Here is an 18505-nt window from a genome sequence, read left to right on the forward strand (position 1 = left end):
TATATGGAGATTCAGCTTTGGAAGGAGATACTGTCTCCTTACGAGCAGGCGGTTGATGAGCTTCTCGTGAAGTTCAACCACATAATAATGCAGTACAAGAGTATGGGAAAGTACTCACCTATAGAGAGCGTGACCGGAAGGGTGAAAACGGTCTCCAGTATTATCGATAAGCTTCAGAAGAAGAATATTCCTATGGACCGGATCGTTGAGGAGATGGATGACATAGCCGGAATCAGGATCATGTGCCAGTTCACCGAGGATATCAGCAAGGTGGTTGAGATTATACGTGGCAGACAGGACATGAGGATACGTGAGGAGAAGGATTATATAGCAAATGCCAAGGCCAGCGGCTATCAGAGCTATCACATCATACTTGATTACGATGTATATACGGTAAATGGATGCACCACCATACAGGCGGAGATCCAGATAAGGACAATGGCGATGAACTTCTGGGCAACCATAGAACATTCATTGCAGTACAAGTACAGGAAGGGAATTCCAGAGGACATAAGGGCGAAGCTCAAGAATGCTGCGGATGCCACCGTTGCACTTGACAGGGAGATGTCATATGTCCGCGGAGAGATCATGGATGCACAGAATTCGTTCAATATCAAGGCGAATATAGTTTCGGAGATCATTGTTAATATCCAGAATCTGTACAAGGTGGGAAATCCAAGAGAGATCCAGAAGATTCAGGATGAGTTTTATTCTATATATAAGAAGGATGATATGGAGCTGCTTGAGAATTTTGCAAAGCAGCTTGACATAATAGCTGAGGGTTACAAGGCCCAGAGCGTAAGATAAAGGAGTTTGTTATGACTTTACCAAAGGCGTTTGACGAGAGGATCAGAATACAGCTTGGCGATGAATACGAGGATTATATAAAGTGTTTTGACAGTGATATGTATCATGGAATCAGGGTGAATACATCCAAGATATCCGTGGAGGACTTTCTTAAGATAAGTCCTTTCGAGCTGGAGCCTGTGCCGTGGACTAAGAATGGTTTTTACTATGATCACAGGAAGTATACGCCGTCCAAGCATCCATACTATTATGCGGGGCTCTATTATATACAGGAGCCAAGTGCCATGACACCTGCCAGCGTTCTGGATATAGAGGATGGAGATGTGGTACTAGATATATGCGCGGCACCGGGAGGCAAATCCACCGAGCTTGCGGCAAAGCTTAATGGCACGGGAATACTTATATCCAATGATATAAGCAACTCGAGAGCCAAGGCGCTTCTGAAGAACCTGGAACTTTTCGGAATAGGAAACATGTGTGTGGTAAGTGAACCTCCAAATAATCTGTCAAAGGCATTTGAGGGTACATTCGATAAGATACTTATAGATGCACCGTGTTCCGGAGAGGGCATGTTCAGAAAATCTTCATCGATGATGACTGCATGGGAGAACAACGGAACTGAACTTTTTGCCGGACTGCAGAGAGGAATATTAAATGAAGCGTGCAAGATGTTGAAACCGGGCGGAAAGCTGCTTTATTCCACATGTACATTTTCCCCCGAGGAGGATGAGAGGTCGGTGGAGTATCTGCTGTCGATAGATGACAGTATGCATCTTGTGGATTTTCCTAAATATGAGAAATTTGATGACGGCAATCCGGCCTGGGGAGAGACCGGCAATCCTGAGCTTGTGAAATGTTCAAGACTGTGGCCTCATCACGTGAAGGGCGAAGGTCATTTCATAGCTCTGTTTGAAAAGGATCAGGATGACTCATATAGAGGAAACTCAACATACTCGTTCAAGTCGTACAGGCCGGATGAGGATTTCATCGCATTTATAAAGCATGTATCTGAGTCTGCGGGTATAAAGACAGACAGGATAGAGGAAAATAATGGAAGACTTTATTATATATCAGAGGGAATGCCTGATGTTAAGGGACTCAGGCTTTTGAGGCATGGACTGTTCCTCGGTGAGGTCAAGAAGAACAGATTTGAACCGAGTCAGTCACTTGCGATGTATCTCAAGTCAGATCAGTTTGACAATGTTGTGAGTTTTTTGGCGGATGACATAAGGGTCATAAAGTATTTAAAGGGAGAGACCGTCGAGCTGGAAGATGATCAGGATATAGAGAATGGGTATGTGCTTGTCTGCGTGGATGGATATCCGCTCGGGTGGGCCAAGAACAACAGAGGAGTATTAAAAAACAAATATTTATCGGGATGGAGGATGATGTCATGAGAAAGGTAGCGATAATCACAGGAGCATCTTCAGGGATTGGAAGAGAATTTGCACTTCAGATAGCACAGCGATACAGGACAATCGACGAGATATGGCTTATAGCAAGGAGAAAAGACAGGCTTGCTGAGGTTAAGACCGAGATAAACGCGGTAAGTGGAAAGCTTGTAAGGATACTTGCGCTTGACCTAACCGATGAGACTGATATCAAGTTCTACAGAAATCTTCTTGAGAGACAGGCTCCATCAATAAGAGTACTTGTAAATGCAGCTGGATACGGAATAGCAGGCCATTTTGAGAATATGACAGTGGACGACGTGACTGGAATGTTGAATCTCAACTGCAGGGCGCTGGCTGCCATAACACATATATCTCTGCCATATATGTCAGGCCCTTCAAATATAATCAATCTTGCTTCATCTGCAGCTTTTCTGCCTCAGCCATCATTTGCTATATATGCGGCATCCAAATCAATGGTGCTGAGCTTTTCAAGAGCACTTAACAGAGAGCTTGAGGAAAAGGGGATAACTGTTACGGCTGTCTGCCCGGGACCTGTCAAGACAGAGTTCTTCGATGTTGCGCAGAAGTACACAAAGTCCAAGCCGTATAAGATGATTCTAAGAGCAGATCCTGTGAAGGTTGTAAAAAAGGCACTGTTTGACGCGTATTATATGAGCGATATATCGGTGTATTCGCCGCTTATGAAGGCGTTCAGACTTGTGAGCAAGTACCTGCCTCACAGTTTGCTGATCAGATTTATGAAGTAGATATATGGGCTGCAGGCGGACATAGCTCTACAGCCAGACCAGAGATAAATGGAGGATGATATGGAAAAAGGACAACACGGATACATGAACAGGCATAAGAGAAATGTTCTTATAAGTATCATTGTACTTGGATTGTTTGTTATAGCCGGAGTATTCTTTACTGTGGCTATGTTTGACACAAGAAAGACTGTATTTATAGTCATACCGATACTCGTCGCCCTGCCGCTTGCAAAACAGCTTGTGGCATACATAATGTGTGCAGGGTTCAAGGAACTCACGAAGGATGAGTACGCTAAACTTGAGAAGTTATCATACTTTGGAGATCCGTCACTTGTATATGATGTGTCGATAAGCAGGTACGAGGGAATAGTGTATTTCCCTGCTGCGGTCATAAGAGATGGCAGAATGCTGTTTTACTACAATGGTGGATATGGCAAAAAGATACCTGATGAGGCAGCGCTCAAGAAGATCATTACAGAGGCTCTGGCAGACCAGAAAAAATATGTTGTGATCATAGCCACAGACATTGATGGTTTTGTGGCAAAGGCCGAGAAGATCAAAGCACCTTCAGATGAATTTGTCGGTGCCGATGAGAAGATCAGAAACAGATTATATGAGCTGGGAATATAGACAAAAATGAGAGAGATAGTTATTTCAAAGAACGAAGCCGGCCAGAGGCTTAACAAGCTGGTCATGAAGTACCTTAACAAGGCTCCTTCAAGCTTCGTCTACAGGATGATAAGAAAGAAAAACATAAAACTTAATAACGGCAAGGCGGTTGGAAATGAGATCGTGTATGTTGGGGATGTGATACAGCTCTATCTGTCGGATGAGACCATAGAATCATTCAGGGATGACAGCGTGAGAGCCGGTGCTTTCACAGGTGGAAACAGGTTTAAACCGGAGATCATATATCACGACCACAACATACTTATAGTCAATAAACCGGCGGGTGTATTGTCACAGAAGGCATCGAAGGACGATTACTCGATCAATGAGAGTGTCATCGATTATCTGCTTGACAATGAGTATATAACTGAGACTCAGCTCAGAACCTTCAAGCCTTCTGTATGCAACAGGCTGGACAGGAATACCTCCGGCCTTGTTCTGTGTGGAGTGTCACTTATGGGAAGTCAGGAGCTTTCGAGGATCATAAGGGAGAGACGCATAGACAAATATTACTACACCATAGTCAAGGGAAATATGACAGAGACGCAGGATATTACGGCATATCTCGTGAAGGATGATAAGAAGAACACTGTGACAATACGTGACAGCGTGGAGGAGATACGCAGGGCTGCCGGGGACTTGGGCTATGATAAGATCCACACCATATTCCAGCCGGTCAGAACAAATGGAAAATATACAGAGCTTAAGGTAAAGCTCATAACGGGTAAGACTCACCAGATAAGGGCACAGCTCCAGCACATGGGGTATCCGGTGATCGGTGACCAGAAGTATGGTGACAGGGAGACAAACATACATTTCAGACAGACATACAAGCTTAGAAACCAGATTCTGCACTGCGGCGAGGTGGAGTTTACCGATGTTGTCGGTGGACTGGATTATCTGACGGGCAAGAGCTTCTCAGCATTCAAGCCTGATATGTATAAAAGAATAGAAAAGGATTTGTTTGAATAGATGGCTACATGGAATTCGCGAGGGCTTCGTGGCTCCACACTGGAGGATATGATAAACAACACAAATGAATATTACAGACAGAAGAACCTCGCGCTGGTCCAGAAGATCCCGACACCTATCACGCCGATAAAGATTGACAAGGACAGCAGCCAGATCACCCTGGCGTATTTCGAGAAGGATTCAACCGTCGACTATATAGGTGTTGTCCAGGGAGTTCCGGTATGTTTCGATGCAAAGGAATGTGCCACTGATACATTTACAATGCGTAACATTCATGAGCATCAGATAAGGTTCATGGAGGATTTCGAGAGACAGAACGGTGTAAGCTTTCTTATCATAATGTTCTCCGGACGAAATGAACTGTATTATATGAGATTCGAGGAGCTTAAGGGGTATCTTGAGAGAGTCCAGAATGGGCATGCCAACAACTTCAAGTACAATGAACTTGATCCCAATTTCTTTATAAGAGCCAAGGGTGGTGCATTGGTACATTATCTTGAACCTCTAAGCAGGGATCTTGATGATAGAGGTTGACAAATACAATCCGCTTTAATATAATGTGCACGTTGACATGCTACCAAAGTAGCAAATTATCACTTTAATGCGATAAAGCAATAATAAAGAACGTGAAGCATGGCAAAGTTTAATTGACAAGGAGATATGATTATGCAGGACAAACTGTTACAGACCCCAGATGGAGTGAGAGACACCTACGATGTAGAATGTAAGAAGAAGAGAAAGGTTATGCATGAACTCCATCATATTCTGGAGTTATACAGCTATCACGATATAGAGACACCTACATTTGAGTTTTTTGATATATTTAACAGAGATAAGGGTTCAGCACCTTCCAATGAGATGTACAAGTTCTTTGACAGGGACAACAATACTTTGGTGCTCAGGCCGGATATAACACCTTCAATAGCGAGATGTGTTGCAAAGTATTATGCAGATGAGGAACTTCCTGTCAGACTCTGCTATACAGGCAATACCTATACAAACACACTCAAGCTTCAGGGAAAACTCAAGGAGGTCACACAGATCGGTGCCGAGCTTGTAAATGATGATTCATCCGCTGCTGACGCTGAGATAATCGCAACTGTGATAGACTGCTTCAACGAGATCGGGATCAGTGATTTCCAGATAGAGATAGGCCAGATAGACTACTTCAAGGGTCTGGTTGCTGAATCTGGTATCAGTGAGGACGAGGAGGATCAGATAAAAGAGTACATCCATATCAAGAACTTTTTCGGACTTGAGGAGTATGTGGATGCACTTGATATAAGTGACTCTCTTAAGAAAGCATTTGTTGCATTTGATTCTCTGTTCGGCGGAATATCCATGCTTGACAAGGCTGAGGGATATGTGTCAAATGAGACATCACTTGAGGCTGTGAAGAGGCTCAGAAGAGTATATGCAGCCCTTGAGTGCTACGGATATCAGGATCACATAAGCTTTGATCTCGGTATGCTTGACGGATACAACTATTATACAGGAATCATATTCCGCGGATATACTTATGGAACCGGTGATGCTGTTGTCAAGGGCGGCCGTTACAATAATCTTCTCAAGCAGTTTGGAAAGGATGCACCGTCTATCGGTTTTGCCTTCACTGTTGAGGAGCTCATAATGGCCATGAACAGACAGAATATAGACATAGATGTGGATTATTCAAACACGATCATCCTCTATGATATAGAGAATCAGGGCAAGGCTATCAAGGCCGGTATGAAGCTCAGAAGTGAGGGACGCAAGATAGAGCTCATAAGAAAGTCACAGAAGAAATCGGTTGATGACTATATCGAGTATGCGGGTAGAGAGCATTTCTCAGGCCTTATATATTTTGAACAGTCAGGCGATGCGGTGGCATACGATCTGATAAGCCGATCACACTCCAAGTGGGATGGCAATTTATAGAAGAAACTTTTACGGCTTGATTGAGAATAGATTGAATTAGATGAAAGGTTATGGAGAGATGAGATATTTAACATTTGCCCTTGCTAAGGGGCGACTTGCAAAAAAGACACTTGCGCTGCTTGAACAGATAGGTATAACATGTGAGGAGATGAAGGATCCCGACACAAGAAAGCTTATATTTGTGAACGAGGAGCTTAAGATGAAGTTCTTCCTGTCAAAGGCCACAGATGTTCCTACTTATGTAGAATATGGTGCGGCCGATATAGGCGTTGTAGGTAAGGACACAATACTTGAGGAGGGAAGAAACCTGTATGAGGTCATGGATCTCGGTTTCGGAAAGTGCCGCATGTGTGTATGCGGACCGGCATCTGCCAGAGAGCTTCTCAAGAAGAATGAGATCATAAGAGTTGCAAGTAAGTATCCGGTGATCGCAAAGGATTACTTCAACAACCGTAAGCACCAGACAGTTGAGATAATCAAGCTCAATGGTTCAGTGGAGCTCGCTCCTATAGTTGGACTTTCAGAGGTGATCGTAGATATAGTTGAGACAGGAAGCACACTCAGGGAGAACGGACTTGAGGTGCTTGAGGAAATTTGTCCACTCTCAGCCCGCATGGTTGTGAACCAGGTAAGTCTCAAGATGGAGAATGAGAGGATACACAAGCTGTTGGAAGATCTCAACAGACTTATAAAGGAAGAGAACAAGTAGCATATATAGATGATATAATGAGCGCAAGTGAGCCAACATGCTTGCATGATTGGCGAGCGGCGAATTGGATCATGATAGTTGCGAAAGCAACGGAAAGCACCGTAGGTGCGAATCATGATATAATGAAGCACGCTGAGGCATGCGCAGGTCATCGCGCTCACGCACGACGACCTATGATATAACAAATTGATAATCACACGGAGGCATAACAGAGATGAGAATCGTAAAGCTTAATGCAGAGACAAAGAAGGATCTTCTGAAGAATCTTCTGAAGAGAAGTCCAAGTAATTTCGGTAACTATGCAGAGACTGTACAGGAAATAGTTGACGATGTGAGAGATAACGGCGATGCCGCACTCTTCTCATACACAAAGAAGTTCGACAAGGCAGATATAACAGCAGAAAATGTCAAGGTTACACAGAAAGAGATAGACTACGCATATACACAGGTCAGCCCTGAGCTCCTTGACGTTATCAGAAAAGCCAAGAAGAACATTTGGGAGTACCATGAGAAGCAGAAGCAGTATAGCTGGTTTGACTCCAAGCCAAATGGAACTCTTCTCGGACAGAAGGTTACAGCACTTGCATCTGTAGGTGTCTATGTTCCGGGTGGAAAGGCTGTTTACCCTTCATCAGTTCTGATGAATGTTATGCCGGCAAAGGTTGCAGGCGTTGAGAAGATAGTCATGACAACTCCATGTAATGCTGAGGGTGAGGTGTACGCCACAACACTCGTTGCAGCAAAGGAAGCAGGAGTGGATGAGATATACAAGGCAGGCGGCGCGCAGGCCATAGCTGCCCTTGCATACGGAACAGAGTCAGTACCTAAGGTTGACAAGATAGTTGGCCCTGGAAACATATTTGTCGCTCTTGCAAAGCGTGCCGTATACGGACATGTCAGCATAGATTCCATAGCCGGCCCATCAGAGGTAATGGTACTTGCCGATGAGACTGCCAATTCTAGATACGTGGCTGCAGATCTGCTGTCACAGGCAGAGCATGACGAGATGGCATCAGCCATACTTGTGACCACATCAGAGGAGCTTGCCGAGAAGGTATCAGTTCAGGTTGACAAGTTCATCGATGAGCTTTCAAGAAAAGAGATAATGAGAAAGTCTATAGACAATTATGGATATATTCTTCTTGCAGACAACATGAGCGATGCCATAGATGCTGTCAACGACATTGCATCAGAGCATCTCGAGATCGTCACAGCCAATCCATTTGACGTGATGACAAGAGTGAAGAATGCTGGAGCTATATTTATCGGAGAATACTCATCAGAGCCTCTTGGAGATTACTTTGCAGGCCCTAACCATGTACTTCCAACAAACGGTACAGCAAAGTTCTTCTCACCGCTTTCAGTAGACGATTTCATCAAGAAATCCAGCATAATCTACTATTCAAGAGAGGCACTTGAGGCAGTTCACACTGACATTGAAGCATTTGCCAAGGCTGAGCAGCTCACAGCACATGCCAATTCAATAGCAGTAAGATTTGAAAAATAAGACATAATGATATAGAATATGGGAAGGAGACAGGGATATGGCAGAGAAAGCAGCTAGAATCGCCAAATGTACAAGAACGACAAACGAGACAGACATAACCCTCGAGTTTAATATAGATGGAAAAGGACAGTCAAAGATCGACACAGGAATCGGTTTCTTTGACCACATGCTCACAAGTTTTGCGAAGCATGGTTTCTTTGATCTCAACGTTACAGTCAAGGGAGATCTGTATGTGGATTGTCACCATACCATTGAGGATGTGGGAATTGTGCTGGGCAAGGCCATCAAGGAGGCTCTTGGAGACAAGAAGGCCATCAAGAGATTTGGCAATTTCTTCCTGCCGATGGACGAGACTCTCGTAATGTGTGCCATAGATCTGTCGGGAAGACCATATCTTGTCTATGATCTGAACCTCCGCACAGAGAGGGTTGGATACTTCGACACACAGATGGTCAAGGAATTCTTCTATGCAGTATCATACGCTGCTGAGATGAATCTCAATATTAAGCAGTTCTCAGGGGAGAACGATCACCACATCATAGAGGCCGCATTCAAGGCATTTGCGAAGGCTCTTGATGAGGCGACAACTTATGACAGAAGATTAAACGGAAAGGTGCTTTCTACCAAGGGCACACTTTAAGGAGGTGCTGGTTCACTATGGATAATGATATGATCTGCAAAAAGATAATTCCATGTCTGGATCTGAACAATGCGGTCGAGATGGCAAAATATTACAATGATGCCGGAGCTGATGAGATAGCTTATTTTGACAGCAAGGCAACAAAAGATGGCAGAGAACCCAATGTTGCCATTATAAGACAGATATGTGACAGTGTTGATATTCCACTTATTGCCTGTGGCGGTGTGAGGGAGCTTGAAGATGTCAAGAAGCTTCTGTATGCAGGTGCATCCAAGGTATGTATGAAATCTGCGGCGCTGAACACGCCGGAGCTTGTCACTGAGGCTTCTGACAGATTTGGTTCAGAGCGAATAATCTGTACTATAGATCTTAGTGAGTGTGATGATCCTGTCGGATATGCCAGAAAACTGAAGACGCTTGGAGCGGGAGAACTTCTGCTGCTTCACAACAACATGGTGCCGGAATATCTGGATATAGTAAAATCCATAAGAGAAAATGTTGCACTTCCTGTTATAGTTTCTACCTATTCCACTAACGGGGAAGCTGTGGCAGAGATGCTCAATGAGACAAATGCTGAATCAATTTCTCTGTACAATCTCCAGAAGATGGATATAATGGAGATTAAACAGCATTGCCGTGAGGCAAATATAGATGTGGATCTGTTTGAATCGTCCATGCCTTTTGAGGCGTTCAAACTCAATTCGGATGGACTTATTCCATGTGTTACACAGCACTATAAGACCGGTGAAGTGCTCATGGTCGCTTATATGAACAAGGAGTCGTATGAGAAGACCATCAGAACAGGACGCATGACATACTGGAGCCGCAGCCGCAATGAGCTGTGGACCAAGGGTGATACATCCGGTCATTATCAGTTTGTCAAGTCTCTTACGATAGACTGTGACAAGGACACCATACTTGCCAAGGTGTCACAGATAGGAGCTGCGTGTCATACAGGCAGCCGTACTTGTTTCTTTACAGATCTGGTGAGAAAGGAGTACAATGATACCAATCCTATGAAGGTATTCGAGGAGGTATACAATACCATACGCGACAGAAAGGATCAGCCAGGAGATGATTCTTATACCAATTATCTGTTCGGCAAGGGTATTGACAAGATCCTGAAGAAGGTCGGTGAGGGAGCTACGGAGATAGTCATAGCTGCCAAGAATCCTGATTCAGAGGATATAAAATATGAAATATCTGACTTCCTTTATCATCTCATGTGTCTGATGGTAGAGAGAGGAATCAGCTGGAAAGATATTACAGAAGAACTGGCTGACAGAAGATAGAGTGGAGGATATTAGACAATGCAAAATTATGGCGTGAACGAACTGAGAAAAATGTTCCTGGAATTCATGGAGAGCAAGGGTCATCTTAGAATGAAGAGCTTTTCACTTATTCCACACAATGACAACAGCTTACTGCTGATCAATTCAGGTATGGCACCACTTAAGCCTTACTTTACAGGTCAGGAGGTACCACCTAGAAGACGTGTGACAACATGTCAGAAGTGTATCAGAACAGGAGATATCGAGAATGTAGGTAAGACAGCCCGTCATGGTACATTCTTTGAGATGCTGGGTAATTTCTCATTTGGCGATTATTTCAAGCATGAGGCTATATCATGGACATGGGAGTTCCTCACAGAGGTTGTAGGACTTGACAAGAACAGACTCTATCCATCGGTTTACCAGGATGACGATGAGGCATTTGATATATGGAATAAGGAGATCGGTGTCGATGCTGACCGTATATTCAGATTCGGCAAGGAGGACAACTTCTGGGAGCACGGAGCTGGTCCTTGTGGTCCTTGTTCAGAGGTTTACTATGACAGAGGCGAGAAGTATGGCTGCGGTAAGCCTGGCTGTACTGTAGGCTGTGACTGTGACAGATACATGGAGGTTTGGAACAACGTATTTACACAGTTCAACAATGACGGACACAACAACTACACAGAGCTTGAGCAGAAGAACATAGATACAGGTATGGGTCTTGAGAGACTCGCAGTTGTTGTTCAGGATGTTGATTCTATATTTGATGTTGATACGATCAAGGCTCTCCGCGACAAGGTATGTGAGATGGCAGGCGTGGAATATGAGACAGATCATGAGAAGGATGTATCGATCAGACTTATAACTGATCATATCCGTTCAGTTACATTCATGACATCAGATGGTATCGTTCCATCGAACGAGGGCCGTGGTTATGTTCTTAGACGTCTTCTCAGACGTGCTGCAAGACACGGAAGACTTCTCGGCATCAAGGGCAAGTTCCTGTCAGAGCTTGCAAAGACAGTTATCGAGGTGTCAGAGGATGCATATCCTGAGCTCAGTGAGAAGAAGGAATATATCTTCAATAAGATAGACAAGGAAGAGGAGAGCTTCAATAAGACCATAGATACAGGTCTTGCGATCCTCAAGGATTATATAGACGAGACTAAGGCTGCAGGTGAGAAGGTTCTCTCAGGTGACAAGGCATTCAAGCTTTATGACACCTATGGATTCCCTCTTGATCTCACAAAGGAGATCCTCGAGGAGGAGGGGATCGAGGTTGATGAGGACAGATTCACCGAGTGCATGAATATCCAGAAGGAGACTGCAAGAAAGGCCAGAAAGACCACAACATACATGGGTGCAGACGCAACCGTATATGAGCAGCTTCCTGTTGACATGACATCTGAGTTTGTCGGATATGACAAGCTGACATACAAGTCAACTATATCAGCCATCACAACAGAGGTTGGTGAGGGTGATGATAAGAAGTCAGTTCTTGCAGATACTGTATCTGAGGGAGCACAGGCTTCAGTTATAGTTCCTGAGACACCTTTCTACGCTACCATGGGTGGTCAGATCGGTGATAAGGGAATCATCAAGACAGAGAACGGTACATTCGTTGTTGAGGATACTGTCAAGGTTGTAGGCGGCAAGATCGCACATATCGGTTATGTTGAGTCAGGCGAACTCAATGTTGGTGATGAGGCAGAACTCACAGTTGATGCTGAGAACAGAGCACTCATATGTAACAACCATTCCGCAACACATCTTCTTCAGAGAGCACTCAAGATGGTTCTCGGAGATCATGTAGAGCAGGCAGGTTCACTCGTTGAGCCGGGAAGACTGAGATTTGACTTCTCACATGATCAGGCGATGACTAAGGAAGAGATCAAGAAGGTTGAGGATATTGTAAATGAGCAGATCCAGCTCGATATACCTGTATGCACGGATGTAATGTCTGTAGATGAGGCTAAGGAGACCGGAGCCATGGCTCTGTTTGGTGAGAAGTATGGTGAGAAGGTCCGTGTGGTATCAATGGGAGACTTCTCAAAGGAGCTCTGCGGTGGTACACATGTTGCCAGCACAGGAGCTATAAAAACATTCAAGATCATATCAGAGGCCGGTGTGGCCGCAGGTACAAGACGTATCGAGGCACTTACATCTGTCGGAGCACTTGATTACTACAGAAATGTAGAGCAGGAGCTCATTGATGCTGCAAAGGCAGCTAAGACTGATATCTATGGTGTGGCATCGAGAATAGAACAGCTTCTTGCAGAGGTTAAGGAACTTACGAATGAGAATAAGAAGCTCAAGGATAAGATGGCAAAGGAGGCAGCTGGAGACGTTCTTTCAAGTGCTATAGACAAGGATGGAATCAAGATTCTGACAGCGGCTATCCCGGATACAGATATGAATTCACTGAGAAACCTCGGAGATGACTTCAAGAGCAAGCTTGGTGACAGCGTTGTTGTTCTTGCATCTGCAAAGGATGGCAAGGTAAATCTCATTGCCATGGCTACAGACGGCGCAGTTGCTAAGGGAGCCCATGCCGGTAATATCATCAAGGCCGTGGCTGGCCTTGTAGGTGGTGGCGGCGGTGGTCGTCCTAACATGGCTCAGGCCGGTGGAAAGAATCCTGACGGAATCGAAGCAGCTCTTGCCCAGGCGGTTACAGAGGCTCAGAATCAGATAGCTTAAGGTTTCGTGACAGATATTTTATTAATTTGTCATTTTCCTGTTGACGATTAGGAATTTTATGTATATAATACATTTTGTGCTTAAAAATACCCAATCAGTTGTTATTTGGTAGCATAATTTTACAACTGGAGGGAGGTCAGGTGAGAGAATGTCAAGTGTAATAGTTAAAGAGAACGAAAACTTAGATAGCGCTCTTCGCAGATTTAAGAGAAATTGTGCGAAGGCTGGTATTCAGCAGGAGATTCGTAAGAGAGAGCATTACGAAAAGCCTAGTGTAAAGCGTAAGAAGAAGTCAGAGGCAGCTAGAAAGCGCAAGTACAAATAAATCATAGTATATATATTTGATTTTAAATTGATTTCTAAGAGTACCGAGTTTATTCGGTACTCTTTTTTTATGTGTATTCATATAATGTTCCAAAAGCGTTATGGTGGTATTCATGAAAGACAGAGCGAAAAAAGTTATAGCATTTGAACCTCCGTGCTGGTGTCCGGACTCGGCGGGAACGACCTCCAGACTCACCATGTTCAACAATGATGAGCTGGTGATAGAGAATTTCAGACATGTGATCTACTCTGACGACGAGAGAGTGTCTGTTAAGACCCGGAAAGGGATATTGAATATATATGGGAAAAGATTACAGATTGCTTACTACGCATCCTATGAAGTGAAAATATGCGGTTCGATAAACAGTGTAGATTGGCTGACAGTGTGACTGCATGAATATTAGAAGGGAAATAAGAGGTGTGTGCTATGTGAGCTGTGACAGCCGCGCAGCTCTGCGCCTGATGAATATATGCAGCCATAAAGGAATACGTACATGGTGCGAGAGGGATGTAAAGAAGAACAGAAAAAAGAACGGCAGTAAACAGAATGACAGTAAATGGAATGGCAAGGCAGAAAACTTCTGCATATACTCCGATGACAGAAAAAGACTTGAAGAGATAGCGGACAAATGTATGATAGATATCCGAATAGCTGAGAAGAAGACTCTGAGAACCGGTTTGCTGGGCAATAGGAAGAGGATCTCGATATTACTCGGAGTTTTATTATTTTTGCTGTTTGTATACTGGGAATCAGGGTATGTATGGTACATAGAAATTGACGGATGTGAGGATTATACAAGTGAGGAAATTGCAGATCTTATCGAGATGGAGTATCCGTGCTATGGACATAGAAAAAAGAGTATTGATCTGAGCGAACTGACAGACATGCTGACGGATAATCTTGGGGAGATATGTTGGGCATCCTGCAGCATCAGTGGGACAAAGCTTACAGTTGCGCTCAAGGAGTCCGTGGATGTATTTACAGTTCCGGAAGATGGCAGACCGTGTGATCTCGTGGCCACAATGGATTGTACGATCTATTCCCTTGTTGCATCGGCGGGGACGCCTGTTGCATCGGTTGGAGATGAAGTGAAAAAAGGGGATACTCTTATATCGGGAACAGTTAACATATACAATGATGACAGTGAGGTTGTGGATACGGTGTTTGTACCTGCTTCCGGAGAGATATATGGTCTTTGTGATGTAGAGTACAGAGATGTGGTTGAGAGTGAGCTCCAGGAAAAGGAGACTACAGACAGGAAGGTAAACAAAGTAGATATAAAAATTGGACGTCGGGTATTTACTCCGTATAAAACTGCTGCCTCAGACGGCTCATACGACCTTTCCGCCGAGGAAAAACGGCTGCATATCGGCGATATGTATTTTCCGTTATCCGTGAATATAGAGCGAAAAGTGTTCTATAAAGTAAATACACGTAAGCTTACGGATAAGGAGCAGAAAGACAGACTTAACCAGCATCTGCATGTTTATATTGGCAAAATGCAAGAAAAAGGGGTGCAAATTGTCCGAAAAAATGTTATTATTACTAATGAACGCGGTGAGGCTTCGGCTGAAGGCGATATCAGTATCAGACTCCCGGTTGCTGTGCCGAGATATATTGACGTAAACAATACATCGGGGAGCGAAGAGGTGGAGCCTGACTGACAAATAATAATGACAGGGGATACAAGTATTGAGCGAATATTCAGAATCCGTAACTGTTGCATCAAACTATATACAGACTGTGTTTGGACAGTTTGATGCCAATATAAAAAAGATTGAGAAAGAATACAGTGTGTCAATGATACTTCGCGATGACAAGCTTAAGGTCAGCGGCTCCGAGGAAGGCGTGAAGAAGTCTATTCAGGTTATAGAACAGCTCTTCCAGATGGCAGACCGTGGCTCGTCCATCGATGAACAGAAGGTAGACTACACTATATCGATAGTCAATGAACACCCGCAGGAGGCTAAGGAGAGTCTTGCTGAGCTTGACAGGGACATAATCTGTCACACGATGAGCGGCAAGCCGATCAAACCGAAGACTGTCGGACAGAGAACATATGTCAATTCAATAGAAAAGTCCATGATAGTATTCGGAGTGGGACCTGCCGGAACAGGAAAGACTTATCTTGCCATGGCAAAAGCCATAACGGCATTTAAGAATAATGAGGTTGGAAGGATCATACTTACAAGGCCGGCCATAGAGGCCGGTGAGAAACTGGGATTTCTTCCGGGTGACCTTCAGAGCAAGGTTGATCCTTATCTTAGGCCGCTCTATGATGCATTGTATGAGATAATGGGTGCTGATGCATTTATGAAGAATATGGAAAAGGGACTGATCGAGGTTGCTCCTCTTGCCTACATGAGAGGAAGAACTCTTGATAATGCGTATATTGTGCTGGATGAGGCCCAGAATACCACTCCTGCCCAGATGAAGATGTTCCTTACCAGAATAGGATTTGGCTCAAAGGCCATAATAACAGGAGACCTTTCACAGAAGGATCTTCCACACGACGCGCAGTCAGGTCTTGATGTTGCACTCAAGGTGTTAAAGGATATTGATGACATAAGCATTTGCCATCTGACGAGTCTTGATGTTGTGAGACATCCTTTGGTGCAGAAGATCGTAAATGCGTATGAGAAATATGAGGATAAGAGGAGCAGACAGGCAAAGCCTAGAAAAACCACAACTGCTCAGAAAAACAGAGGAAAATAATATGTCAGTTAATATTGAGAATGAGTATGGAGATATTGATATTAAGAATTATGAGGATGTCATAACAAGTATCGTCCAGGCTTCGCTGGAATTCGTTGGGTGTCCATATCCCTGCGAGGTGAACGTGCTGCTCACGGACAATGACTCCATACATGAAATCAATAACCAGCAGAGGAATATAGACAGGGCGACAGATGTTCTGTCATTTCCACTGATTGATTATACAATTCCTGGAAACTTTGATGGTCTCGAGGATAGCCGGTGTGACTACTTTGATCTTACTACAGATGAACTGCTATTGGGAGATATCGTTATATCTATTGATAAGGTGTATGAGCAGGCAACTGAGTACAATCACTCAAAGACGAGAGAGCTGGCTTTTCTTGTAGCCCACAGCATGCTCCATTTGTCAGGATATGACCATATGGAGGACGATGAGCGCAGGGTCATGGAAGAGATGCAGGAAAAAATACTTACAATGAAAGGATATACAAGAGACTATGAGGAGAATTAAGACGGGATTAGTTCTGGCAACCGCTCTTGTGATGGGATTATCACTTTTTGGATGCGGCTCGAAGAAAACGGAGGAGAATGTCACTACAACGGAGGCTAAGGCAGAGGTGGATGTATCACAGGCCGATATGATGAAGTCTGCCACAGCGGTTGATGAGACTTACCATGAGGGAGTATATAATGATCTTACAGGCGAGTGGAACACCGACAGAAAGGAAGAGTACGGAAGACCGATCGCTATAATGATCAACAATATTGAGAATGCGATTCCTCAGTCAGGCATAGGCCAGGCTGATGTTTTATATGAGTTTGTCGTTGAGGGCGGAATAACAAGAATGCTTGCAATATTCAACGACTATGACAATCTTGAGAAGGTCGGTTCGATCAGAAGCTGCAGACCTTACTATGTTACAACTGCCATGGAGTTTGATGCTATATACATGCATTATGGTCAGTCTCCACAGGGACAGGAGGAGCTTGACAGGACAGGAATAGATCATATAAGCGGACTTGGTGGAGAAGGATCTGTATCTTTCTACAGATCATCAGACCGCGAGGCTCCACACAATGTGTACACAAACAGCGATATGATCAAGGCTGGTCTTGATTATCTTGGATGCTCAACTACCCACAACAAGGGATACAAGAGCAAGTTTGAGTTCAATGAGGAAGATACGGTTCCTGAGGGCGAGTCTGTAAACAAGCTCACACTCAACATGTCAGTTTACACACAGCCTTGGTTTGAATATGATTCAAAGAATAAGGTATATAACAGATTCCAGTATGGTGACAAGCAGATCGATGACCTCACAGGAAAGCAGCTCACATTCAAGAATATCATCATACAGTTTGCTCACTACACCAGCATTGATGATCACGACAGACAGATGATCGATCTCGTTGGCACAGGAGACGGATACTATGTTTCAGATGGAAAGATCGTTCCTATCACATGGACAAAGTCAACCGATGACTCCGTGACAAAGTATTCAACAGCAGATGGAAAAGAACTTCAGCTCAATCCGGGCAAGACATATGTCACAGTATTTGAGAGTGACAATAAGGCCGGAGTTGTATGGGAATAATACAGACATAAACCACATATATTAACAAGGACAGAAGATGGGATGGAATATCCTGTCTTCTGTTTTTTGTTATGAAGAGAAGGTGTGGTAATGTTTAAAAGAATTATGTATTTTTTTGTTATCATTATAGCGGTATTTGTGTTATCTTTTATAACTAGAGAGATCGTGGTGAGTACGGCGTGCAGATCCGGAGACAGTAAAAGTGTGTATAGAGAATTTGACGGTATGGATAGCGGGCATATATTACCCATATCAAATGAGAGTGAACCGGAGCTTTACGGAGGGCTCGTGATTGCTGCTGAGGGTGGAACACCACATGGCAATTTCTATGTGAGCACTTATAATGGACATGTGGCGGTGTACAACAGATTTGGCAGTCTTTGCAGGGAGACGACTTGTACAGTGGATTCATTGGACAAACGTATAAGAGAACTGATCCACAAGCACGTGTATTTCAATGATATAGATGACATGAACAGGTTTATTGACAGCCTGTAAAACGTATGATAAA

At 43.9% G+C, this 18505-nt stretch carries 19 protein-coding genes; all 19 read left to right on the top strand.

Annotated elements, in window-relative coordinates:
* Positions 1-3 precede the first annotated feature (3 nt).
* Positions 4-807 carry a GTP pyrophosphokinase gene (locus tag ABUA34_RS02925; protein ID WP_022216499.1) on the top strand — a complete coding sequence of 268 codons (804 nt, stop codon included), beginning with the start codon at positions 4-6 and terminating at the stop codon, positions 805-807.
* An 11-nt stretch (positions 808-818) separates the two neighbouring features.
* Positions 819-2204 (top strand): RsmF rRNA methyltransferase first C-terminal domain-containing protein, encoded by a 1386-nt coding sequence (locus ABUA34_RS02930; RefSeq protein ID WP_055273010.1) that lies wholly within the window; start codon positions 819-821, stop codon positions 2202-2204.
* The gene (locus ABUA34_RS02935; protein ID WP_015534903.1) at positions 2201-2968 is read left to right on the top strand and encodes an SDR family NAD(P)-dependent oxidoreductase; all 768 of its coding nucleotides are present in this window, start codon (positions 2201-2203) and stop codon (positions 2966-2968) included. Before ABUA34_RS02930 ends, ABUA34_RS02935 begins: the two co-directional genes overlap by 4 nt.
* 60 nt (positions 2969-3028) lie before the next feature.
* The gene (locus tag ABUA34_RS02940) at positions 3029-3598 is read left to right on the top strand and encodes a hypothetical protein (protein ID WP_015534904.1); all 570 of its coding nucleotides are present in this window, start codon (positions 3029-3031) and stop codon (positions 3596-3598) included.
* Positions 3599-3604: 6 nt separating this feature from the next.
* Entirely contained in the window at positions 3605-4609 is a 1005-nt protein-coding gene (locus ABUA34_RS02945) for an RluA family pseudouridine synthase (protein ID WP_022216496.1), read from the top strand.
* Positions 4610-5143 carry a Holliday junction resolvase RecU gene (locus ABUA34_RS02950; RefSeq protein ID WP_022216495.1) on the top strand — a complete coding sequence of 178 codons (534 nt, stop codon included), beginning with the start codon at positions 4610-4612 and terminating at the stop codon, positions 5141-5143.
* A gap of 132 nt (positions 5144-5275) precedes the next feature.
* Positions 5276-6526 carry an ATP phosphoribosyltransferase regulatory subunit gene (gene hisZ, locus ABUA34_RS02955; RefSeq protein ID WP_022216494.1) on the top strand — a complete coding sequence of 417 codons (1251 nt, stop codon included), beginning with the start codon at positions 5276-5278 and terminating at the stop codon, positions 6524-6526.
* 58 nt (positions 6527-6584) lie between these two features.
* Positions 6585-7235, top strand: a complete 651-nt coding sequence (hisG, locus tag ABUA34_RS02960; protein ID WP_022216493.1) for an ATP phosphoribosyltransferase — start codon at positions 6585-6587, stop codon at positions 7233-7235.
* A 214-nt stretch (positions 7236-7449) separates the two neighbouring features.
* Complete coding sequence (gene hisD, locus ABUA34_RS02965) at positions 7450-8742, top strand: histidinol dehydrogenase (protein WP_055144485.1); 1293 nt, start codon at positions 7450-7452, stop codon at positions 8740-8742.
* Positions 8743-8779: 37 nt separating this feature from the next.
* The gene (hisB, locus tag ABUA34_RS02970; protein ID WP_015534907.1) at positions 8780-9382 is read left to right on the top strand and encodes an imidazoleglycerol-phosphate dehydratase HisB; all 603 of its coding nucleotides are present in this window, start codon (positions 8780-8782) and stop codon (positions 9380-9382) included.
* Positions 9383-9399: 17 nt separating this feature from the next.
* Positions 9400-10674, top strand: coding sequence for a bifunctional phosphoribosyl-AMP cyclohydrolase/phosphoribosyl-ATP diphosphatase HisIE (gene hisIE, locus ABUA34_RS02975; RefSeq protein ID WP_015534908.1), 1275 nt, complete (start codon positions 9400-9402; stop codon positions 10672-10674).
* A gap of 18 nt (positions 10675-10692) precedes the next feature.
* Positions 10693-13356: an alanine--tRNA ligase gene (gene alaS, locus ABUA34_RS02980; protein ID WP_238050261.1), complete on the top strand. Its 2664-nt coding sequence runs from the start codon at positions 10693-10695 to the stop codon at positions 13354-13356.
* A 148-nt stretch (positions 13357-13504) separates the two neighbouring features.
* Positions 13505-13681, top strand: a complete 177-nt coding sequence (rpsU, locus tag ABUA34_RS02985) for a 30S ribosomal protein S21 (RefSeq protein WP_004851031.1) — start codon at positions 13505-13507, stop codon at positions 13679-13681.
* A 112-nt stretch (positions 13682-13793) separates the two neighbouring features.
* A complete protein-coding gene (locus ABUA34_RS02990; protein WP_022216491.1) occupies positions 13794-14069 on the top strand; it encodes a YabP/YqfC family sporulation protein in 276 nt (91 codons plus the stop codon).
* A gap of 4 nt (positions 14070-14073) precedes the next feature.
* On the top strand, positions 14074-15345 hold the full coding sequence (locus ABUA34_RS02995; RefSeq protein WP_082423595.1) for a sporulation protein YqfD: 1272 nt from the start codon (positions 14074-14076) through the stop codon (positions 15343-15345).
* 28 nt (positions 15346-15373) lie between these two features.
* Positions 15374-16396: a PhoH family protein gene (locus ABUA34_RS03000; RefSeq protein WP_022216489.1), complete on the top strand. Its 1023-nt coding sequence runs from the start codon at positions 15374-15376 to the stop codon at positions 16394-16396.
* A gap of 1 nt (position 16397) precedes the next feature.
* Positions 16398-16910: an rRNA maturation RNase YbeY gene (ybeY, locus tag ABUA34_RS03005; protein ID WP_015534911.1), complete on the top strand. Its 513-nt coding sequence runs from the start codon at positions 16398-16400 to the stop codon at positions 16908-16910.
* Complete coding sequence (locus ABUA34_RS03010; protein WP_015534912.1) at positions 16897-17994, top strand: DUF3048 domain-containing protein; 1098 nt, start codon at positions 16897-16899, stop codon at positions 17992-17994. The genes ybeY and ABUA34_RS03010 overlap by 14 nt, the downstream gene beginning before the upstream one ends.
* Positions 17995-18084: 90 nt before the next feature.
* Positions 18085-18492, top strand: coding sequence for a hypothetical protein (locus ABUA34_RS03015; protein ID WP_055279963.1), 408 nt, complete (start codon positions 18085-18087; stop codon positions 18490-18492).
* Positions 18493-18505: the final 13 nt, after the last annotated feature.

Source organism: Coprococcus sp. RTP21428st1_C9_RTP21428_210409 (assembly GCF_040227395.1).
In the GTDB taxonomy this organism is placed as follows: domain Bacteria; phylum Bacillota; class Clostridia; order Lachnospirales; family Lachnospiraceae; genus Coprococcus; species Coprococcus aceti.